Below are 20,512 nucleotides of genomic sequence, written 5' to 3' on the forward strand. Positions count from 1 at the left end.
GATTGTGGCTGCTTGCGCGACCGCGATCTCGCGATTGACTTGCTCAGTGATGACCGTGGCGAACTTGACCACTTTGTACAGCCGGTCATGAGCGTCTGAGATGGGGTTATAAGACGCCTCCAGCCAAACGACCCGCCCTTGGCTGTCCACTCGCTTGAACCGCTCGGCGATGAATTCGCCCTGACGCAATTTATCCCAGAACGTCCGGTACTCAGGAGAGTTGTATTCCTCCGGCTCGCAGAACATCCGGTGATGCTTGCCTTGAATCTGTGCCAGCGAATAACCCATCGCGCCGAGGAAGCGCTGGTTGGCGGTGAGCACTTCGCCGTCGAGGTTGAACTCGATCACGGCAGTCGAGCGCTGCAACGCTTCGATCAGGTTCTCATGCTCGCGGGAGTTTTCGATCGTGCGGGTCAGATCGCTTGAGTGAATGGTGAAGTACTTCACCCGGCCGCTGCTGTCATGCACCGGCTGCAGAATCGAGCGCAGCCATGCCTCCTGACCATTCCCGCGCAGCAGGCGCAGTGCCCCGCTCAGGTGTTCGCCGCGGCCGATCGCGTTTTTCAGCCGGTGATAGAAATCCAGGCCTTTGACATGGGCCGGGACCAGATCATCGATCAACCGGCCAGCCAGATCCGAATTCCTGTAGAGCATTTCGTCTTCGAAATTGCCGTTGACTGACTCGATCCTTCCTTGTGGGTCCAGACGCATGCCAAGCATCTCGCTGTCCAGACTGCTTCTCACCTGCTCCACGGACGAAAGCTCCTCGCGCAGGGCCAACAACTCTTGTTTGAGACGTTTATTGAACATGACGGTGTGAACTTCCACAAAGATGATGGGGATCGATATGAACATCGGCGCAGGCCCGGCTTTCTTGAGACGGAGGCGGGGCGCCTCGTCGGCTGCACGGGCGCGTCAGACTGAACCTGGTGCCGGCAATGGCGTCAGTGAAGGGGGACGTGAGCAAGAAAGGGATTTACTCATCGCACAATTGCCACATACTGCCCGCGCTGTTTTCTATCGTCAGATCCACATCCAACACTGCCAGGTTAATCTTCATGAAAAAAATCCTGCCCTACCTGCTGAGCGCCGCTATTACCTTCATTCCTGCGGCTTTTACTCATGCCGCAACGGCCTCCGCGCCCGTGCAACTGATCGTTCTGAGCTCCGGCGGCATCATGGGCGCCTTCAAGGCAGTCACGCCGGAATACGAGCAGCGCGTGGGCGTCAAACTGCAGGGCGAGGTAGCGCCATCGATGGGCGCAACGCCGCAAGCCATTCCCAACCGACTGGCCAGACAAGAGCCTGCCGACGTCGTACTGATGGTCGGCGCCGCGCTCGACAAGCTGATCAAAGACGGCCAGGTCGATCCGAAAACCCGCGTCGATCTGGGCAAATCCTACATCGCCATGGCCGTGCGTCATGGTGCGCCGCATCCCGATATCAGCACGATGGACGCCTTCAAACAGACCCTGCTCGACGCCAAGAGCATCGCCTATTCCGACAGCGCCAGCGGTGTTTATCTGTCACGCGTGCTGTTCAACCAAATGCACGTCGCCGACCGTATTCAAAGCAAGAGCCACATGATTCCGGCAAAACCGGTGGGTGAAGTGGTCGCCAACGGCGAGGCCGAAATCGGCTTCCAGCAGTTGAGCGAACTGAAGCCGGTGGACGGCATCGACATCATCGGTCTGATTCCCGATCAGGCCCAACAGATGACGCTGTATTCGGCGGGCGTCGTGACCAAGAGCAAACACCCCGAACAGGCAAAACAGTTTCTGGACTTCATGAGTTCGTCGGCGGCAGCCCCCGCAATCAAGGCCAGTGGTCTGGACCCGATCGCGAAGTAAGCGCGTCAGCTCAGCGCCAGCTCAATCAGTTCGCCACGCACTTCGTGCTCGTCGATATAGAGCACGCCCACGCTGATCGGCAATTTGAAGCGCCGTGGCCCCGCGCTGCCGGGATTGATGAACAGCACGCCGTGCCGGGTCTGCTGCAGCGGTTTGTGCGAATGCCCGGTGACGACCACGGCAACATCCGGCGGCAGCGTCTCAGGCACGTCGGCAAGAATGTGCGTGACATAAATAGCCAATTTGCCGACCCGCAGAACAGCCTCGTGAGGGACGTCGGCAGCCCAGGCGTCATCGGTGTCGTTGTTGCCGCGCACCACGGTCAACGGCGCAATCGCGCTGAGCGTTTCCAGGATCTGCGGGTTGCCGATGTCGCCGCCATGAATGAGGTAATCACACCCCTGCAGCGCCTCAAGCGCCTGAGGCCGCAACAGGCCGTGGGTGTCTGAAATCAGGCCGACTTTCACGCTCATCGTTTCAACTCCCGGCGGCAGCTTGCGCCTGACGCGACTGCACCCGCTTCATGCTGATCATCGCCAGCAAGGCGACCACCGCCACCAGCGATGCGAAGAATTCGCCGACATGCTCCAGGCCGAACGCCCTGACGCTGAAGCCGACTGCGACCACTGGCACCGAAATCGAAACATAGAGCACCACGAAGAACGCCGACGTCACGGCGGCTTTGTGATGCGGCGGACTGCTGGCCGTCACGGCGCCCATTCCCGCGCGCAGAATCATGCCCTGACCGATACCGCTCACCACGCCTGCGGCAATCAGCAGCGCCAGTTGCGCGGTCGCGATGCTCAGCCCCAGACAGATCATGCCCACGATCAGGCCCAAGCAGCCCAGCGTCATGTGTTGTGCCTTGGGCAGCCATTGCAGCAGCGCCTGGCCGATGATCGAGGCCACGAAAAACAAGCCGATCACCGCGCCGATCAGTAATCCTGCGTGCACCTGCATGATGTGAATCATCACCGACGGCACCATGCTGGTGAACAGACCTGCAACGCTGAAACCGGCCAGCCCGGCAATCGAGGCGGAGATGAAAACACTGCGCACCGAGGGCGGAACGGAGGGCTTCTGGATGCTCAGTTTCAATGTCGCCGGACGTTGTACCGTTTCACGAATCAGGAAGATCCCCACCGCTGCGAGCAGCAACAAAACCAGGTGCACGTAGAACACCAGGTGCAGCGCGTCGGGCAAGTATTGCGACGTGAAACCGGCGAGCAACGGGCCCAGCCCGAGGCCCAGCATGTTCGCGGCCGTGGCCACCAGCGTGGCGTTTTTCCAGGTTTTCGGCGCCAGCTCAATCACCGCCACCGTCGCGGTGCCGGTCATGATGCCCGCGCTGAAACCCGAAAACAGGCGGCCGATCAGCAGGCCGCCGACCGAATCGCTCAGCAGAAAAATCACCGCACTCACCGCGCCCATCGTCAGGCCGGCAATCAGCAGCGGCTTGCGCCCAAGCTGATCGGACCAACTGCCGACTGCCAGCAAGGCCGCGATCACGCCGGCTGCGTAGATCGAAAAGATGATCGTCAACCAGCTCGCATCAAAACCCAGTCGTTGCTGGTAGATCGCATACAGCGGCGTCGGCAGCGTGGTGCCGACCATGGCGATCAGCAGAGCGCAGGCGGCGATGAAGAAGTCGCGCGTGGAAGATGAGGCTGACGAGGTCATGAAGTCTCCTGAAAACGTGAGTGGATCACGATTATCCGCCCAAGCCTGTGCCACGTATTGAAAATATTCGCTGTAGCGAATGGACTACGGCATGCATCCCTGCGTTCGACCGACTTGCATGCCTGCCTGCAATGCCGCGGAAACTGTCGATGAAAACGATAACATTCCAAACGCCCGTCGAGTCCATTTCGGGCGTCTTCGTGCTAGCCTTGCGTCATCGAGCGACGACTGTGACTGCCCTCATGTTGTCCGATTTCAAGGCAGCCAAAAGCCCCATGAGCAAAAGAACGCCTGTCACTATTTCCGACATTGCCCGCCGCGTGAACATGACGCCTGTCACTGTGTCCCGCGCGCTGAACAAACCCGATCTGGTCAAGCCCGCCACCCTGGCGCGCATTCTCGAAGTGGCTCAGGAACTGGATTACGTCCCCAACGCCTTCGCCCGCAGCCTCAAACGCAGCGAGAGCATGATCATCGGTGTGATTACCGCCTCGGTGGACAACCCGTTTTACAGCGAGATGATCAAGGCGATTTCCCGTGAAGCCAAAAAGCACGGTTACACCATCATGCTGGTCGATACCGACGGATCCGAAGAGCTTGAAGCCAAAGCCGTCGACACGTTGCTCAGCTATCGCGTGGCAGGGATCATTCTGTCGCCGGTCTCTGATGAACCGGAGTACCAGCCCGGCTATCTCAGCCGCCTGAGCAACGGCGATGTGCCCGTGGTGCAGCTGGATCGCGCACTGCACGCCAGTGGGTTCAGCCATGTGGTGCTGGATAACTACCACAGCGGTCTGAAAGGCGCGCGCTATCTGCTGACGCAAAGTCCGCAGGCCGAACGCATGCTGGTGCTGACGGGCCCGGCTCATTCGCGGATATCCGAGGAACGGCTCAAAGGCGTCAAGGCGGCCCTGGCCGAGGGTGGCAAACCGGTGCAACTGCACGTGTTCGCGGGCGATTACACGCTGGAGCCGTCCTACCAGAGCACACTGGATTATCTGCGCGAACAGCCGGTCCCGGATGCGATTTTCGGCTTCAACCAGCTGATCACGCTGGGCGCCATGAAAGCCCTGCGCGATCGAAACATCGCCCACGACAGCGTCGCCATCTGCGGCATCGACCGCCTTCCGTTCGCTGACATTTTCGGCATTCCCATCGCCTGCATCGCCCACGATGCCTCACGGGCAGGCAGCAGCGCGGTCACCATGCTGCTTGAGCGGATACAGGACCGGTTTCTGCCGAAAGCCAAAGTGGTGATTGTCGGGGAGCTGGAGAATGGGGTGTTGTGAGGAGTCGCTGGACTGACCTCATCTCGAATACAAAACCTGTGCGAGCGAGCCCGCTGTCTGTTAATGCCCCCTTTGATCAACGGCGTCACATCCGACGCCTTCCCGGCTAAAGCCGGTCCTACGGAAAGCTTGCGCCGTCTGTAGGACCGGCTTCAGCAGCTCCTACGCAAAAGCTTGCAGCGTCTGTAGGACCGGCTTCAGCAGCTCCTACGGAAAACCCGTAGCGTCTGTAGGACCGGCTTCAGCAGCTCCTACGGAAAACCCGTAGCGTCTGTAGGACCGGCTTCAGCCGGGAAGAGGCCAATGCATGCCGTGGAGATGCAGTGGTTGGAAAGCAGGCTTCGCGGGCAAGCGCGCTCCTGCAAGACCTGATCGCTACTTGCTGGTATAGCCGCCATCGATGGGCAGCGACACACCGCTGATCATCGACGCCGCGCTGCTCAACAGGAACAGGATCGGCGCGGCCACTTCCGCGGTTTCCGCGAAGCGCCCCAGTGGAATGGCCGCCAAAGCAGGGTCGCGCTTGCTCGGCTCGCTCCAGGCCATCTGCGCCATGGGGGTCAGCGTGACGGTCGGGTTGACGCTGTTGACCCGGATCCCGTGCCGGCCCCATTCGCCGCACTGCACGCGCGTCATCGCGTCCATCGCGCCTTTGGATGCGCAGTAACTCAGGTGATCGTCCAGCGCGACCAGAGACGCCTGGCTCGACACGTTGACGATGCTGCCTGCCACGCCTGCCTCAATCATGGCCTTGGCAGCACTGGCCGCCACCATTGCAGCGGCGCGGACGTTGACCGTCATGACCTGATCGAAGGCCGCGGCGCTGACATCGGTAGCCGCTTCCAGAATCGAAATGCCGGCGCAGTTGACCACACCGTTCATCACCGGCAGATCGGCCAGAACTGCAGCCAGTTGCGCTTGATCGGACATTTCCACGCGCACTGGCTTACAGCCTTGCCCAGCGAGCTGTTCAAGGGCCGCTGCATCGCGCCCCATGGCGTACACCTCAGCGCCGCAGTCGATCAACTGCTGAGCGACTGCTTTGCCGATGCCGCTGCTTGCCCCGGTGACGAGCACCCGTTGGCCACTGAAATCAAAACGGACAGAGTTCACATTCAGGCTTCCTGAAGACGATGCATGATCGGTTTCAACGCTGGATACAGCGCCACGTAATCGGCGAACAGCCGGGAATAGACTGCGACGTTTTGCGCTTGGGGCTCGGCGCGCAGCCTCAGCTCGACCCAGCCTTTGTGCACCTGATCCTCATCGACAAGACCGACGGCATGGGCTGCGAGCAACGCCGCGCCCAGGGCGGCCTCGACCTCCTGAACAATGGTGTAGACCGGGAAACCGGTGACGTCGGCGATGATCTGCATCCACAAATCCGAATGGCTGGCGCCCCCGACCACGATCAGTCGCGGATCCAGCGACTGCGCACCGCGCGTGCCCGCCTCGATGTTGTGCCGAAGCGCGAACGTCACCCCTTCCAGCACCGCGCGGTACAGGTGATTACGGCTGTGAAACAGGTTCAGGCCGACGAAGCTGCCACTGGCCTTGGCGTCCCAGACCGGGCTGCGTTCGCCCATCAGATACGGCAGAAACAGGAGGCCCTCGCTGCCGGCCGGAAGGGTGCTCGCCGCACGTTCCAGAATGGCATGGCTGTCTTCGCCGGTCTCCCGGCCCTGCTGCTCTTCGGCCTGGCAGAACTGCTCGCGAAACCAGCTGACCGAAGCCCCGGCGGTGATCGCGCCGCCGAAAATGTAGAGGTCCTTGGCACCGTTGAACACGTGAGGAAAACTGACCAGTCCATGGCGGGCGTCGACCTGCTGATTGATGTAGCCCCAGCACATGCTCGTGCCGATCATCGCGACGTGGTTTCCGGCCTGGGTCACGCCTGCCGCGAAGGTCGCCATGGCCGCATCGACGCCGCCGCCCAGCACGGAAATCCCGGCGTTGAGACCCAGTCGTTCGGCCCACCCTTCGAGCAGTCCGCCGACCACTTCACCTGAATGCACCAGCCGTTCGGGCATCATCGACGGCGGGATGCCCAGTGCGTCGAGCATCTCCACCGACCAGCCACGCGATGCCACGTCGTAGACGCCTCCGATATTGCCGGCCGAACTGTGATCCACCGCCACTTCGCCAGTCAGGCAGTAATTGATGTAACTGTTGGGCGGCAGTAAATAGCGGGTGTCACGCCAGACCTGCGGCTGTTTATCCCGCAACCAGAGCATTTTGGTGAAGCCGTAGTAACTGTCGACGCCGTTGCCGGTGATCGCGTAGAGCCGCTCCAGGTCGACGTGATCCTTGACCCACTCGACCTGTTCTTCAGCGCGGCGGTCCATCCAGATCAGGCAGGGATACAGCGCTTTGATCTGCGCATCGACTGCAATCCCGGAGCCGCCGTACAGGCTGCTGACGCAGAGCGACTTGATGCTGTCTCTGGGCACGGCGCTGTCACGCACGCACGCGGCGATGCAGATTTCAACGGCGTCCAGCCACACCTGCGGCCATTGCTCGGCCCAACGCGGTCTGGGGGTGTCGACCTTATAGCTGTGACTGTGCTGCGCGACGATCCGGCCTTGGCCATCGACCAGCAACGCCTTGGTGCTCTGGGTGCCGATGTCGACCCCAATGACGTATTCCATCTTCGTGCGCTCTCTTGTTATTGAAGGTCTTGCGCATCACCTGTGGGAGCGTGGCTTGTCCCGCGACCGGCGGGGAACCCGTCGTAAAATCTGCCAATACGGTCTTTCTGACACACCGTATTCATCGGATTTACGACTCCGTCGCCGTTCGCGGGACAAGCCACGCTTCTACAGGGGTGAGGCATCAACTGACCGGCTTGAGCAGCACCTTGATCGACTTGGTGGAGTTCGCCAGTTCGAACGCTTCGGCATAGTCGTCCAGGCCGAAGTCGTGGGTGACGATGCCTTCGGAGGTGACCAGCCCACGCTCGAACAGGTCAATGGCGATCGGGTAGCAGTACGGGCCCAAGTGCGCGCCACGCACGTCCAGTTCCTTGCGATCACCAATGATCGACCAGTCGGCGCTGGTCTCGGCGCCGAATACGCTGAACTCGACGAAACGCCCCAGTTTGCGAATCAGGTCCAGGCCCTGAGTCACGCCCACCGGCACGCCGGTGGTTTCGATATACACGTCGCAGCCGTAGCCGTCGGTGAGGCCGTTGATGATCTCCCTGGCGTTGTCGCGGCTGGGGTTGATCACGACGTCGGCGCCGAATTTCTTCGCCAGTTCCAGGCGTTCGTCAACCATGTCAATGACCACCAGCTTCTTCGGCGTCTTCAATGCCGCGACCTGAACCATGCACAGGCCCAGCGTACCGGCACCGGCAATCACCAGCACGTCGTCAAGCTGCACATCGCCGCGGTTGACGGTGTGGATCGAGCACGCCATCGGCTCAATCAGCGCGGAGTCTTCCAGCGAAACCGACTCGGGAATCTTGTGCACGATGGCGGTCTTCGGGATGCGCATGTATTGCGCCATGCCGCCCTCGGCTACGTCTTTCTGAAAACCGAAAATGTTGTGCACTTCGCACATCCAGTACTTGCCGGATTTGCAGAACTTGCACTTCTCGCAGGGCACGATCTGTTCGGCAATCACCTTGTCACCGACCTTCACGCCAAAGTGCTCTTCGGCGCCTTCGCCCACTGAATCCACGTAACCGAAAAACTCATGCCCCGGCACCACGGGCGCCTTGACCCAAGGGCTTTCCCCGCCCCAGAACATGGCCGCGCCCGAATGGCATTTGCAGTCACTGGCGCAGATGCCGCATGCGCCGATGCGGATCACCAGCTCGTTGATGCGCGCCACCGGCTTGCTGATCTGCTCCAGACGGTAGTCTTTCGGGGCATGGCAGACGACGGCTTGCATGGTGGTTTTTGTGTTGTTTTCCATGTCGGGTTACCTCATGAGGCTGATTGGTGCCCTGTAGGAGCGCGCTTGCCCGCGATGACGTCAGCCCTGAAAACATGTTGTCGTCTGACATGACGCAATCGCGGGCAAGCGCGCTCCTACAGGTGCAGTGTTCGAATCGGTTTATTTATGCCGCTGCCGACTGATGAAAATCGCCAGCAAAATGATTGCGCCCTTGATCACGCTCTGCACGTAAGGCGACACGCCGAGCATGTTCAGACCGTTGTTGAGCACGCCCAGCAACATCGCGCCGACGAGGGTGCCGATGATCACGCCACGACCGCCGGCAATCGACGCACCGCCGAGCACCACCGCCGCGATCGCATCCAGCTCAAAACCGACACCGGCGTTCGGCTGGCCGCTCATCAGGCGCGACGACAGCACCAGCCCGGCAATCGCCGCCGTCAGTCCGCTGATCGAGTACACCAGCAGCTTGAAGCGCGAGGCACGCACGCCGGACAGCCGCACCGCTTCTTCATTGCCGCCGATGGCGTATACATACCGACCGATACGCGTGTGCTGCAGCAGCACCCAGGCGAAGAAGTACGTCAGCACCATGATCAGGATCGGCACCTGAATGCCGAACAACGTGCCCCGACCAAACCAGGCGAACCAGTCCGGCATGCCGGAAATCGGATACCCGTCGGTGTACATCAGGCCCAGGCCGCGGGCGATGCCCATCGTCGCCAGCGTGACGATGATCGGCGGCATTTTCAGGTAGGCGACGAAAATGCCGTTACCAACGCCGAAGCCCACGCCGATCATCAATCCGATCAGAATAGCGATCGGTGCAGGCACGCCCGCCACCATCAGCCCGGTGGTCAGCGTCCCGGACAGCGCCATCACGGGCCCCACCGACAGATCGATGCCGCCGGTGAGAATCACGCACGTCATGCCAACCGCGATGATTGCGTTGATCGAAACCTGCCGCGCAATGTTTTCCAGGTTCGCGCCAGTGAGAAACTTGTCGCTGGCGAAGATCATGAAAACCGTCACCACCACCAACCCGACAAAGGGGTAGAACGCCGGAGAGCGGATGAGCCTGGCGAAGTTGAGCTTCATGTTGTGCCGGGTGCGGTCGGTTTGCGTCGTCATGGTTTTAATGGAGGTGTTCACTGTTCAGACTCCCGGTGGCATGGCGCATCACCTCTTGCGGGTTGATATCGCTTGCCTGCAGCACGTTGACGATGGCGCCCTTGTTGAAGACGGCGACGCGATCGCACATGCCGATGATTTCCGGCAGTTCCGAAGAGATCATGATGATCGCGAAGCCTTGTTCGGTGAGTTTGCGCATCAGGTTGTAGATTTCCGCCTTGGCGCCGACGTCGATGCCTCGCGTCGGTTCGTCGAAGATCAGAATGTCGCAGTGATGATTGATCCAGCGGGCGATGACGACCTTCTGCTGATTGCCGCCACTGAGGTTCAGCACCCGACTTTCGCAGGTCGGCGCCTTGATCGACAGCTGCTTCATTAGGTCTTCGGTGGTCACGTCTTCCTTGTGCCGGTCGAGCAAGTGCGCGGCGCCCTCGTACTTGCCCAGATTGTTCAACGAGATGTTTTCGCGAATGGTGAAATCGACGATCAACCCTTCGCTCTTGCGGCTTTCAGGCAGCAGTCCGATGCCATTGGCCAGCGCATGAGCCGGATCGCTGAGGTTGACCGTCTGCCCGCGCAACAGCACGTCCTTGCTCACCACCGGCAACGCGCCAATGACGCCCAGTGCCAGCTCGGTCCGCCCGGAGCCCACAAGCCCGGCGAACCCGAGGATTTCGCCCTTATGCAGATCGAAGCTGTTGTGCGGGCCGTTGCGGGTCAGCTGAATGTCGCGAACCTGCAACACGACCTCGCCACGAGCCTGAGTCGGCTTCGGCGGAAAGCTTGCCTCCAGACGACGTCCGACCATCATTTCCACCAGCGTGTCGATGTCGCTGTCGGCAACCGTCAGCGCGCCCACATTGGCACCGTCACGCAACACGCTGATGCGATCGCAGACCTGGAAAATTTCCTCCAGATGATGAGAGATGAAGATCACCGCCACACCCTGGCTTTTCAGCTCGCGCATGATGTCGAACAACAGTTCCGCTTCGGACGGCGTCAGGGTTGCGGTGGGTTCATCAAGGATCAACAGGCGCGCCTCGAGGGCCAGGGCCTTGGCGATCTCGACGAACTGCTGCTCGGCCACGCTCAGGTGCTGCACCGAACAATCGAGGTTGATCTTCACCCCCAGGCGATCGAACAGCGCGATGGCCTTCCCGCGCATCTCGTTCTTGCGCAAGAGCCCAAGCCCGTTGACGATCTCATGACCGAGGAAAATGTTCTCCACGGCATTGAGATAGGGAATCAGGCTGAACTCCTGAAACACGATACCGATGCCGGCAGCGATGGCTTCGTTGTACGTCGCGAAATGCTGCTCGGCGCCGTCGATGAGAATGCTGCCATGGTCCTGATGTTCGACACCGGCAAGGATCTTCATCAACGTCGATTTGCCCGCGCCGTTCTCGCCGAGCAGGGCATGAATTTCGCCGCGCTCGACCGAAAGGTTGATCGACTTGAGCGCGTGCACGCCGGGATAGCTTTTACAGATGTTTTCCAATTGCAGAAGGCAGCTCATGCGCACCTCGTCGCAGCAGGATCACTGCGCTACTCACTCCAAATCCGTGGCGCCCGCCTGATTCTCAAGCGTCAGCGGGCGACCACAGGCCCGTTACCAGGAAAAGGTCTTGGCCTTGGCCTGGTCCACCAGCAGGATGTCCACCGGAATGGTTGCCGGGACTTGTGAGCCCCATTTCTTCGCGAGCGCAAGCCCCAGGGCCAGACGCACTTGGTCGCGTGGGTATTGAGCGGACGTGGCGATGAATTTGCTGTTCGGCTTCTGGATTTCTTTCACGGCCTCAGGCGCGCCATCGACGCTGGTCAGCTTGACGTCCATGCCGCTTGATTCGATCGCCGCCAACGCCCCGAGCGAGCCGTTGTCGTTGACGCTGAACAGGCCTTTGAGATTCGGCTGGGCCTGCAGCATGTTCTCGGTCACGCTGAGTGCCTGATCGCGTTCCTGTTTGCCGTTCTGGATACTGACGATCTTGATGTCAGGATGTTTGGCCAGCGCATCTTTACAGCCCTTCACGCGCTCAAGAATCGGCACCACGGCAATGCCATCGAGAATCCCCACATCGCCTTTGCCACCGATACTCTTGGCCAGGTATTCGCACGCCTGAACGCCTGCGTCGTAGTTTTTCGAACCGACGAAGGAATCGAGCGGGCCATTGGCCTGCGCATCGACCGCGACCACCACCACGCCTTTGTCGTGGGCCTGCTTGACCGCCGACTGCACGCCCACCGAATCGGTCGGGTTGATGATCAGGATGTCGATGCCCTTCTGCAGCATGTCCTCGATGTCGCTGATCTGCTTGGACACATCGTGGCGCGCGTCTGTGACCAGCAAGGTCGCGCCGATGCTGCCGGTCGCATCCTGCAGGGCGTCTTTCATGGTCACGAAATAGGGGTTGTTGATCTCTTGGAACGAGGCGCCGATTTTCAACGGGCCGGCCTTGGCGTCGGCAGCCTGGACGGTGACGGCACCAACGCTGGCGACAGCGATAGCGAGCGAACATAAAACGGCTGAACAGCCTTTCTTGAGGCGAGTTGTCATAGCGAAAAATCCCGTTGTTTTTATTGTTAAGGCGGAAATGTCATCGTTAACATTTTTGAAATTAGCAGAGAAAAATCAGGCTGGCAACAAACAAGAAGGGGGTTTCGTTGACAATGCCGACGAGCGCTGCCGATAATCCTCGGCATGTCATACGACAACACATGACCTTAATAACAACAACGTCAGAATCAGGGCTCACCTTATGACTCAATCCAGTTTCCAGACCCCGCTCAATCGCATCCTGCTGACCGGCGCCGCTGGCGGTCTGGGCAAAGTGTTGCGCGAAAAGCTGCGGCCTTATGCCAAGGTCCTGCGCTTGTCCGACATTGCTGAAATGGCGCCTGCTGCCGGTCCTCACGAAGAAGTGCAGCAGTGCGATCTGGCCGACAAGAAAGCCGTGGATGCGCTGGTCGAAGGTGTTGACGCAATCGTCCACTTTGGCGGCGTTTCGGTTGAGCGCCCCTTTGAAGAAATCCTTGGCCCGAACATCTGCGGCGTTTTCCATATCTACGAGGCCGCCCGCCGTCATGGCGTCAAGCGCGTGATATTCGCCAGCTCCAACCATGTCATCGGCTTCTATCGGCAGGATGAAACCATCGACGCCAGCGCCGTGCGTCGTCCTGACAGCTATTACGGGCTATCGAAGTCGTACGGCGAAGATATGGCGAGCTTCTATTTTGACCGTTACGGCATCGAAACCGTGAGCATCCGCATCGGCTCCTCATTCCCGGAAGCACAGAACCGCCGCATGCTGAGCAGTTGGCTGAGCTATGACGACCTGACCCAATTGATCGAGCGCGGCCTTTTCACGCCCAACGTTGGTCACACCGTCGTGTACGGCGCTTCGAACAATGAGAAAGTCTGGTGGGACAACCGCCTGGCCAATCACCTGGGCTATTCACCCAAGGACAGCTCCGCGCAATTTCGCAGCAAAGTCGAAGCGCAGCCTATGCCGGCCTCCGACGATCCTGCGATGGTCTATCAGGGCGGTGCCTTCGTGGCCTCGGGGCCATTCGGCGACGAATAATGTCCCGCGAAACGGCTGACCTCGCGTCAGCCTCCCTCCGACACATTTCACAGAAGGTTCGCCATGCAGGCTGAGCTGATTTTTGATGCGCGCAATGCTACCGGCGAGTGCCCTGTCTGGAATGCACAAGAGCAAGCGCTTTACTGGGTGGATATTCCAGCGCGGCATTTGTATCGCTGGAACCCTGCCGATAATCAGACAACCCGCTGGGAGGCCCCGCAGATGCTGGCCTGCATCGCCGGTTACGGTGACGGCAGTTGGCTGGCGGGCATGGAAGACGGGCTGTTTCGCCTTCGTCCTCAGGGCGATGGCAGCCTTGCGTCAGAGCGGCTGATCGACGTCGACCATCCGCGTCCGGGCATGCGCTTCAACGATGGCCGTTGTGACCGCCAGGGCCGCTTCTGGGCGGGCACGATGTTCACCGACATGGCACAAGCCTCGGTGGTCGGGTCGCTGTACCGCTATTCGGCGCACCAGCCCGAGCCGCTGCAGGCTTACGTCAGCGACATGATCGTGCCGAACGGGCTGGGCTTCAGTCCGGACGGCAAGACCATGTACCTCTCCGATTCGCATCCTTCGGTGCAGAAAATCTGGGCGTTCGAGTACGACAGCGACAGCGGCACACCGCATGATCGCCGACTGTTCGTGGACATGATGGAGTTTGCGGGTCGTCCGGATGGCGCGGCGGTCGATGCCGAAGGGTGCTACTGGATCTGCGGTAACGACGAGGGGCTGATCCACCGTTTCACACCGCAGGGCAAACTGGATCGCTCACTGTCGGTGCCGGTGAAAAAACCTTCCATGTGCGCTTTCGGCGGCCGCGATCTGGACACGCTTTTCGTGACCTCGATTCGCCCAGGCGGCGACTTGAAGCATCAACCGCTGGCGGGCGGCGTATTCGCTTTGCGACCTGGCGTGTGCGGAATCGAAGAACCGTTGTTTCAGGGCTGAAACGGCAGCGCCTGTGAGTTAGCTCCGCAACACAATGTGACACAAATCTGTGACAGTCAGAAGCCGCACCACAGGCGGCTTCTGCGCCGATCTGTTTCAAAAACGGACGAAAAACAACGTTTTTTGACGCGAATCGAAATTATTTGAAATATTTAATCAGGGCGTGAAAATAAGTTTGTGCTAGGTGCTAGTCTGTCGATTCGCCCGGCTGAATCGGTACATCTCAGGCAGTAGGTCCGAGGGCTTTTCCACGTTCCGCGGACTACGAACTGAGGTTGCAATCGATGCCCTACACAACCTTTTCGGATGCTCAGGTCAACAGCCTGATCAAGGCCATCGACGCTGACGGTTATGCCGTCTTGCCGGATTGGGCCACTGACCGACAATTGAACGAACTGCGCGCTCTGGTCAGTCAGACCGTGGCTGATGCTGGCTACAACTACGTTGCGCTGTCTGGCCGCGAGAGTGTTCAAGGCACGCCTCTTTATGACTGGGGCATATCGCATGACTTTGTCGACCTCTGCCGACGCATCACGGCCGGCGTCACCGGGCAGCGCCCGGCAGACAATGGCATGTCCCAGACCCTGCGCTGCCTGACCGGCAACGGCGGGCGTCGGGAGTCGCTGATCTTTCATTACGATTCCTACGTGCTCACCACGATCATGCCGGTGTGCCTGCCCCAGACCGGAGAGCGCGGCGATCTGTTGATGCTGCCCAATCGCCGGCCCATCCGGCGCAGTTACCTGCACAACCTGCTGGACAAGGTGCTGGTGGACAACAAGTGGGTGCAGCGCTACTTGAGAGACCGGGTTGCACGTGATGAACAGGCGTTTACCCGGATCGTCATGCAGCCCGGACACATGTACCTGTTCTGGGGCTACCGCTCGCTGCACACCAACCTGCCGGTGGCCGAGGACGCGTTACGCGCAACGGCGGTCTTTCACTATCACAACGTGCACGGCAGCAGTTCGCTGGCGAGTCGTTTGCGCAAATCTCTGGGCACATTGAAGGGCCCCAATCTTCAAGACGACGTGCCCCAGACCTGATGCAACCGAGGATGCGGTGTGCCTGGCACGCCGCATTCAGCGGGTTCTTGGCTGCCGTGCAGGACATCGGGAACACACTAGGCGCTTGGTCTTTCCACTGCCCGATCCGTTTGCCACTTACCGAAATGAAGCCACTCGGCAAAGCCGAAATAACCTTATGTTATTTGGTTATCTTCATAAATACGCCGCATAAAGTCTCCTTCTATATTTATGAAAAAAGGTGATTAGCAATCTGCCGATTTATATCTTTATGATCTGAGCCACAACAACCTGAACAGGAGTCAGGCAGATGGCGATTCAGATCAAACCCGTGGCAGGACGAATTGGCGCCGAGTTGAGCGGCGTCAGACTTTCCGGTGATATTTCCGAGCAGGATTTCGATTTCATCAATCAAGCACTGCTCAAACACAAGGTGCTGTTTTTCCGCGATCAGTTTCTCAACGACGAAGAACACGAAAGTTTTTCCCGCCGCTTTGGCGATCAGGTTCCGCACCCCACCGTTCGTTCGGCCGAGAAAAGCAGCGCCATTCTTCATCTCGACGCCAAGGAAACGCGGGCCAATTCCTGGCACACCGACGTGACCTTCGTCGCCAACTACCCCAAGATTTCCATCCTGCGCGGTGTGGTGATTCCACCCTACGGCGGCGACACCGTCTGGGCCAACACGGCCTCGGCCTACGCCGACCTGCCGACTCCGTTGAAAGCCCTGGCCGATAGCCTGCGCGCCCTGCACACCAACCTCTACGACTATGCGGCGCCGCGGGATACCGGCGACGCGGGCGTGAAGCGCTACCGCGAGCAGTTCACTGCCGAAGTCTATGAGACCGAACACCCACTGGTGCGCGTGCATCCGGAAACCGGCGAACGCAGCCTGCTGCTGGGCCATTTCGTGAAGCAGATTCAGGGCGTCAGCAGTAATGATTCCAGGCAACTGATCCGCCTGTTCCACGATCGCATCACCCATCTGGACAACACCGTGCGCTGGCGCTGGAGCGAGGGCGACGTGGTCATCTGGGACAACCGCGCCACTCAACACATCGCCATCAACGACTACGGCAACGCCGAACGCGTGGTGCGTCGTACCACCATTGCGGGCGACATTCCGGTGGGCGTTGACGGTCGTGCAAGCCAGGCGATCAAACCCACACCCGACACCCTCTCGCCGAAGACAGAAGCCGACAAGAAACACTTGGCGGCCTGACTCGCTCCTCTCATTTATCTAAGGAAGAAACGTCATGGCAAAGGCCAAGCGAACATCTGTATTCAGCACGAAAAGCGTAGCTACCGCACTGGCGGCGCTGCTGATGATGCCCTTGGCCGAAGCGGACGTGATTCGCATTGGTGTGGCGTCCGCCGGTGGCGGTGATCCGGTCACCTTCAGCGGGTCGCCGCTGGGCATCGTGCGCAATCAGCAATTACTGGAAAAAGCCTTCGCGGGCACCGGTACCGAAGTGCAGTGGTTCTTCTTCAAAGGCGCGGGGCCTGCGGTCAACGAGGCCCTGTCGAATCAGCAACTGGACTTCGCCTATGAAGGCGACCTGCCGCAGGTGGTGGGCCGCTCAAATGGCCTGGATACCAAGCTGCTGGCGGCCATCGGTGTGCGTTCCAACGTCTACCTCGCCGTGCCCAAGGGCTCGGACATCAAAACCATCGAGGACCTGAAGGGCAAGAAAGTGGCCGTGTTTCGCGGCACCAACGGCCATCTGGTTTCGATCAACCTGCTGGCCGATCACGGCCTCACCGAACGCGACCTGAAGGTGATCAACCTGGACAGCGGCAGCAGTCAGGCCGCTCTGGTTTCCAAAGGCGTCGATGCGGCATTCGGTGGGCGCGAGCTGTTCAAGCTGCGCGATCAGGGGCTGGTCGACATCATCTTCGACAACCCGAAAAACGAAGTGCGCTACACCCGTCAGTGCGCGCTCGTGGTTCGCGGCGCCTACGAGAAAGAGCACCCGGACAACGTGCAGAAAGTCGTCGACACGCTGGTCGATGCGGCCAAGTGGGAATCCGATGAAAACAACCGCGACGCCGTACTCAACGAATGGGCCAAAACCAACGAGCCGGTGGCGTCGCTCAAAGCCGATTTCGATCATCTGAGCCTGCGCGACAGCGCCTCGCCGTTGGTGGACGAGTTTCTGCGCACGCGCTATCAGGCGGTCGCCGACCAGGCCAAGGAAGAAAAAATGATCCGTCGGCCGGTGTCGATCGATGGCTGGTTCGAAACCCGTTATCTGGAGAACGCGCTGAAGGCCAAGGGTCTGCAGAATTACTGGACCGCCTATGGCGCCGACGGCAAGCAGCCTGCGAACAACGCGACGGCGTCTTCGGACAAACCCGTCAATAACGGAGGCTGATGACATGGCCAGAGCCCATGCGCCTGCGCTTGACGCGCAATCGCTGCCCGCCAAAAAGCGCGCGACCATTGAACGCCTGCCTGCGGCCCCGGTGCGCGCGCCTCGACGCGTACCGCACGCGCACGCGGCGAAAACCGCCTGGCGAAGCCGCGCCCTCAACGGCGCCCTGCCCTGGCTGCTGCCGCTGGCGCTGCTCGGGCTCTGGTACCTGGGCACCGAGCGGGGCTGGCTGTCCGAGCAAGTGCTGCCACCCCCTGCGTTTGTGTATCAGACGCTGGGAGATCTGATCACCAGCGGCGACTTGTGGCTCAACGCGTCGGCCAGCCTGCAACGCGTGCTGGTGGGCTTTCTGATCGGTTCAAGTCTGGGCATTGGCCTGGGTCTGGCGATGGGATTGTCGAAAACGATCGAGGATTACCTGCTGCCAACCTTCAACGCGCTGGTGCAGATTCCGGTCTTGGGCTGGATGCCCTTTGCGTTGCTGCTGTTCGGCATCGGCGAGCCGCTCAAGTACGTGCTGATCGCCCACGCCGCGCTGGTGCCCGTGACGTTGTGCACGCTCCAGGCGTTTCACGAAGTGCCCAAACGCCTGCTGGAAGTGGGTCGCGCTTACGGTTTCAGCCAACGCCAGATCGTGACAGACATCGTGCTTCCCTCGGCCGTGGCACCGATTTTCACCGGGCTGCGCCTGGGTTTCACCAAGGCCTGGCTGTCGCTGGTGGTCGTCGAGCTGCTCGCGTCCAGTGAAGGGCTGGGTTACCTGATCGCTTACGGCCGTCAGCTGTTTCAGCTCGATCTGGTGATGGCGGCGGTCGTAGTGGTCGGCACGGTCGGATTGCTGATCGATCGCAGTTTCGAGTTCATCGAACGCCGTCTGAACAAAGGTCGGACGACCCCGACGAGGAGCCTGGCATGAGCACATTGACGGCTGCGCGAAGCAGTCAAGGTCCACGCTACCGAGGCTGGGTCGTGCCCATTGTGGGTATCGCAGTGTGGTGGCTGGCCGCCAGTCAGGGATTCAGTGATTCCGGGCTCTTGGTGTCGCCGGGCAAAGTGGCGGTCACTGCGTGGGAGCAAGTGTCGTCCGGGCAATTCTGGCGGGCGATTTCAGCCAGCCTGGCCCGTGATCTCAGTGGCTTTTTCATCGGCACCACGCTGGGCCTGGTGCTCGGTTGCCTGCTGGGTTTCTCAAGATTGTTCGAGCGTCTGGTCGGGCCCAGTTTCAACACCTTCAAGCAAATCTCACTGTTCGCCTGGATTCCGTTGATCTCGGTCTGGTTCGGCCTGGGTGACGTCGCCAAAGTGGTGTTTCTTTCGCTGGCGGCGCTGGTGCCTGTGGTGGTGAACACATGCGACGGCCTGCGCAGCGTTTCCCCTGCGTTGCTGGAAGTGGCGAAGGTGTACCGCTTCACCCGCTGGCAGACCATCGTCGGCGTCATGCTTCCCGCCGCGCTGCCATCGATATTCACAGGCATCTATCTGGCGCTGGTGTATTCATGGCTGGCCACCATCGGGGCTGAATATCTGCTGGTCTCCGGCGAAGGCATCGGTAACGCGCTGATCGACGGCAGCGAGCATTTCATGATGGATCTGGTGCTGTTCGGCATGATCGTCATTGGCCTCGTCGGCTGGGCGCTCAACGTCTTGGCCCGTCGTCTGGAACGGCGCATGCAACGGCTCTACGGCATTTTGCCGCGCTGATCGCCAATCCTGACTTATCCCGTATTTCAAAGGAATCAATCATGCCCGCCATTCAATCGCTCCCTGCGCAGACGCCTGCGGCCCGGCAAGGCAACGGCCTGCGCCTTGAGAACATCAGCAAACATTTCAGCGCCAGTGCCGACACCCGCCTGCAAGTGCTGGACAACGTTCAGCTCGACATCGCGCCCGGCGAATTCATCACGATCGTCGGCGCCAGCGGCTGCGGCAAGTCTACGCTGCTGCGGCTGATTCTGGGGCTGGATGAGGAATTCGACGGCCGCATCCTGCTGGACGAAAAGCCGATCAAAGGCACCGGCCTGGAGCGCGGGATCGTGTTTCAGGATCACCGCCTGTTTCCCTGGCTGACGGTGGAGCAGAACGTCGCCGTGGGCCTTAAAAATGCGCCGCTGACGCCCGCGCAGAAACGCGACACCGTACGCGAGCACATTCATCTGGTCGGTCTGCAGGACTTCACGGAGTCTTATCCGCATCAGATCTCCGGCGGCATGGCGCAGCGCGTGGCTATTGCCAGAGGGCTGGTGAATCGCCCCAGCGTGTTGCTGCTCGACGAGCCTTTCGGCGCCCTAGACGCCCTGACCCGAACCCGCCTGCAGAGAGAACTGCAGAACATCTGGCAGCACGAAAAGATCACCATGGTCCACGTGACCCACGACGTCGACGAAGCGGTCTATCTGGGAGATCGCGTGGTGGTGATGCAGCCGCATCCGGGCCGGATCCGGCGCATCGTCGACATCGACTTGCCCCAACCGCGCAACCGCAGCGATGCGCGTTTCATTGCCCTGCGCGATGACGTGCTGAGTGATTTTGCCGAATTGTCTTAGGCCAACAGACAGTTTTTGGGAGTGAGCACGCTCGGGGCCCCCATCGGACGAAGACTGGTTTCCTACCCCTGCATCTCCACAGTATGCGCCGGCCTCTTCCCGGCTGAAGCCGGTCCTACGGAAGCCGCAAGTTTTTCGCAGGACCGGCTTTAGGCGGGATGGGCGTCGGTCCTACCGACGCCGCAAG

General features: G+C 60.3%; 18 protein-coding genes and 1 pseudogene. 10 read left to right on the forward strand and 9 right to left on the reverse strand.

The annotated features are described in order from the left end of the window. Window positions 1-39 precede the first annotated feature (39 nt). A pseudogene (locus BMZ10_RS28335) lies at window positions 40-855 on the reverse strand (PAS domain-containing protein); the annotation flags it as partial. A gap of 203 nt (window positions 856-1,058) precedes the next feature. On the opposite strand from BMZ10_RS28335, the gene BMZ10_RS16015 reads away from it, so the two are divergent. Further along, window positions 1,059-1,850 carry a substrate-binding domain-containing protein gene (locus tag BMZ10_RS16015; RefSeq protein ID WP_093464245.1) on the forward strand — a complete coding sequence of 264 codons (792 nt, stop codon included), beginning with the start codon at window positions 1,059-1,061 and terminating at the stop codon, window positions 1,848-1,850. 5 nt (window positions 1,851-1,855) lie between these two features. Here BMZ10_RS16015 and BMZ10_RS16020 read toward each other — a convergent pair whose 3' ends face one another. Both BMZ10_RS16020 and BMZ10_RS16025 read right to left on the reverse strand, forming a co-directional pair. Beyond that, window positions 1,856-2,323: a metallophosphoesterase family protein gene (locus BMZ10_RS16020; RefSeq protein WP_177182145.1), complete on the reverse strand. Its 468-nt coding sequence runs from the start codon at window positions 2,321-2,323 to the stop codon at window positions 1,856-1,858. 4 nt (window positions 2,324-2,327) lie between these two features. Next, window positions 2,328-3,530 (reverse strand): MFS transporter, encoded by a 1,203-nt coding sequence (locus BMZ10_RS16025; RefSeq protein ID WP_093464247.1) that lies wholly within the window; start codon window positions 3,528-3,530, stop codon window positions 2,328-2,330. 275 nt (window positions 3,531-3,805) lie between these two features. Between BMZ10_RS16025 and BMZ10_RS16030 the strand changes: the two genes are divergently transcribed. Continuing rightward, complete coding sequence (locus BMZ10_RS16030) at window positions 3,806-4,819, forward strand: LacI family DNA-binding transcriptional regulator (RefSeq protein ID WP_093465538.1); 1,014 nt, start codon at window positions 3,806-3,808, stop codon at window positions 4,817-4,819. Between the two features lie 375 nt (window positions 4,820-5,194). On the opposite strand, the gene BMZ10_RS16035 is transcribed toward BMZ10_RS16030, so the two are convergent. The 6 genes from BMZ10_RS16035 to BMZ10_RS16060 all read right to left on the reverse strand — a co-directional run bounded on the left by BMZ10_RS16035 (window position 5,195) and on the right by BMZ10_RS16060 (window position 12,404). Beyond that, entirely contained in the window at window positions 5,195-5,932 is a 738-nt protein-coding gene (locus tag BMZ10_RS16035; RefSeq protein WP_093464250.1) for an SDR family oxidoreductase, read from the reverse strand. Between the two features lie 2 nt (window positions 5,933-5,934). Beyond that, window positions 5,935-7,467 (reverse strand): FGGY-family carbohydrate kinase, encoded by a 1,533-nt coding sequence (locus BMZ10_RS16040; RefSeq protein WP_093464253.1) that lies wholly within the window; start codon window positions 7,465-7,467, stop codon window positions 5,935-5,937. A 184-nt stretch (window positions 7,468-7,651) separates the two neighbouring features. Continuing rightward, window positions 7,652-8,737, reverse strand: a complete 1,086-nt coding sequence (locus BMZ10_RS16045; RefSeq protein WP_093464255.1) for an alcohol dehydrogenase catalytic domain-containing protein — start codon at window positions 8,735-8,737, stop codon at window positions 7,652-7,654. A gap of 141 nt (window positions 8,738-8,878) precedes the next feature. After that, window positions 8,879-9,850, reverse strand: a complete 972-nt coding sequence (locus BMZ10_RS16050; protein ID WP_093464258.1) for an ABC transporter permease — start codon at window positions 9,848-9,850, stop codon at window positions 8,879-8,881. Window positions 9,851-9,854: 4 nt separating this feature from the next. Then, window positions 9,855-11,366 (reverse strand): sugar ABC transporter ATP-binding protein, encoded by a 1,512-nt coding sequence (locus tag BMZ10_RS16055; protein WP_093464261.1) that lies wholly within the window; start codon window positions 11,364-11,366, stop codon window positions 9,855-9,857. Window positions 11,367-11,459: 93 nt separating this feature from the next. Beyond that, window positions 11,460-12,404, reverse strand: coding sequence for a substrate-binding domain-containing protein (locus BMZ10_RS16060; protein ID WP_093464264.1), 945 nt, complete (start codon window positions 12,402-12,404; stop codon window positions 11,460-11,462). Between the two features lie 202 nt (window positions 12,405-12,606). Here BMZ10_RS16060 and BMZ10_RS16065 point away from each other — a divergent pair, with 202 nt between their 5' ends. From BMZ10_RS16065 to BMZ10_RS16100, 8 genes are all read left to right on the forward strand, one after another. Next, window positions 12,607-13,431, forward strand: coding sequence for an NAD-dependent epimerase/dehydratase family protein (locus BMZ10_RS16065; RefSeq protein ID WP_093464267.1), 825 nt, complete (start codon window positions 12,607-12,609; stop codon window positions 13,429-13,431). 63 nt (window positions 13,432-13,494) lie between these two features. Further along, complete coding sequence (locus tag BMZ10_RS16070; RefSeq protein ID WP_093464269.1) at window positions 13,495-14,382, forward strand: SMP-30/gluconolactonase/LRE family protein; 888 nt, start codon at window positions 13,495-13,497, stop codon at window positions 14,380-14,382. 284 nt (window positions 14,383-14,666) lie between these two features. Next, a complete protein-coding gene (locus BMZ10_RS16075; RefSeq protein WP_093464271.1) occupies window positions 14,667-15,428 on the forward strand; it encodes a hypothetical protein in 762 nt (253 codons plus the stop codon). A 289-nt stretch (window positions 15,429-15,717) separates the two neighbouring features. Further along, window positions 15,718-16,629: a TauD/TfdA dioxygenase family protein gene (locus BMZ10_RS16080; RefSeq protein ID WP_093464273.1), complete on the forward strand. Its 912-nt coding sequence runs from the start codon at window positions 15,718-15,720 to the stop codon at window positions 16,627-16,629. Between the two features lie 34 nt (window positions 16,630-16,663). Further along, window positions 16,664-17,782, forward strand: a complete 1,119-nt coding sequence (locus tag BMZ10_RS16085; protein ID WP_093464275.1) for an ABC transporter substrate-binding protein — start codon at window positions 16,664-16,666, stop codon at window positions 17,780-17,782. 4 nt (window positions 17,783-17,786) lie between these two features. Continuing rightward, complete coding sequence (locus tag BMZ10_RS16090; RefSeq protein ID WP_093464277.1) at window positions 17,787-18,698, forward strand: ABC transporter permease; 912 nt, start codon at window positions 17,787-17,789, stop codon at window positions 18,696-18,698. Further along, window positions 18,695-19,483 (forward strand): ABC transporter permease, encoded by a 789-nt coding sequence (locus tag BMZ10_RS16095; protein ID WP_093464279.1) that lies wholly within the window; start codon window positions 18,695-18,697, stop codon window positions 19,481-19,483. The genes BMZ10_RS16090 and BMZ10_RS16095 overlap by 4 nt, the downstream gene beginning before the upstream one ends. 41 nt (window positions 19,484-19,524) lie before the next feature. Further along, a complete protein-coding gene (locus tag BMZ10_RS16100) occupies window positions 19,525-20,325 on the forward strand; it encodes an ABC transporter ATP-binding protein (protein ID WP_093464281.1) in 801 nt (266 codons plus the stop codon). The last annotated feature ends 187 nt before the right edge of the window (window positions 20,326-20,512 follow it).

It is taken from the genome of Pseudomonas sp. NFR16, from assembly GCF_900108875.1.
Lineage (GTDB): Bacteria > Pseudomonadota > Gammaproteobacteria > Pseudomonadales > Pseudomonadaceae > Aquipseudomonas.

Excerpts from the sequence above, each read along its gene's own strand:
- BMZ10_RS16015 (WP_093464245.1), top strand. The coding sequence starts at position 1,059 with ATGAAAAAAATCCTGCCCTACCTGCTGAGCGCCGCTATTACCTTCATT.
- BMZ10_RS16095 (WP_093464279.1), top strand. The coding sequence starts at position 18,695 with ATGAGCACATTGACGGCTGCGCGAAGCAGTCAAGGTCCACGCTACCGA.
- BMZ10_RS16030 (WP_093465538.1), top strand. The coding sequence starts at position 3,806 with ATGAGCAAAAGAACGCCTGTCACTATTTCCGACATTGCCCGCCGCGTG.
- BMZ10_RS16075 (WP_093464271.1), top strand. The coding sequence starts at position 14,667 with ATGCCCTACACAACCTTTTCGGATGCTCAGGTCAACAGCCTGATCAAG.
- BMZ10_RS16020 (WP_177182145.1), bottom strand. The coding sequence starts at position 2,323 with ATGAGCGTGAAAGTCGGCCTGATTTCAGACACCCACGGCCTGTTGCGG.
- BMZ10_RS16050 (WP_093464258.1), bottom strand. The coding sequence starts at position 9,850 with ATGACGACGCAAACCGACCGCACCCGGCACAACATGAAGCTCAACTTC.
- BMZ10_RS16025 (WP_093464247.1), bottom strand. The coding sequence starts at position 3,530 with ATGACCTCGTCAGCCTCATCTTCCACGCGCGACTTCTTCATCGCCGCC.
- BMZ10_RS16070 (WP_093464269.1), top strand. The coding sequence starts at position 13,495 with ATGCAGGCTGAGCTGATTTTTGATGCGCGCAATGCTACCGGCGAGTGC.
- BMZ10_RS16085 (WP_093464275.1), top strand. The coding sequence starts at position 16,664 with ATGGCAAAGGCCAAGCGAACATCTGTATTCAGCACGAAAAGCGTAGCT.
- BMZ10_RS16100 (WP_093464281.1), top strand. The coding sequence starts at position 19,525 with ATGCCCGCCATTCAATCGCTCCCTGCGCAGACGCCTGCGGCCCGGCAA.
- BMZ10_RS16090 (WP_093464277.1), top strand. The coding sequence starts at position 17,787 with ATGGCCAGAGCCCATGCGCCTGCGCTTGACGCGCAATCGCTGCCCGCC.
- BMZ10_RS16055 (WP_093464261.1), bottom strand. The coding sequence starts at position 11,366 with ATGAGCTGCCTTCTGCAATTGGAAAACATCTGTAAAAGCTATCCCGGC.
- BMZ10_RS16060 (WP_093464264.1), bottom strand. The coding sequence starts at position 12,404 with ATGACAACTCGCCTCAAGAAAGGCTGTTCAGCCGTTTTATGTTCGCTC.
- BMZ10_RS16045 (WP_093464255.1), bottom strand. The coding sequence starts at position 8,737 with ATGGAAAACAACACAAAAACCACCATGCAAGCCGTCGTCTGCCATGCC.
- BMZ10_RS16040 (WP_093464253.1), bottom strand. The coding sequence starts at position 7,467 with ATGGAATACGTCATTGGGGTCGACATCGGCACCCAGAGCACCAAGGCG.
- BMZ10_RS16065 (WP_093464267.1), top strand. The coding sequence starts at position 12,607 with ATGACTCAATCCAGTTTCCAGACCCCGCTCAATCGCATCCTGCTGACC.
- BMZ10_RS16080 (WP_093464273.1), top strand. The coding sequence starts at position 15,718 with ATGGCGATTCAGATCAAACCCGTGGCAGGACGAATTGGCGCCGAGTTG.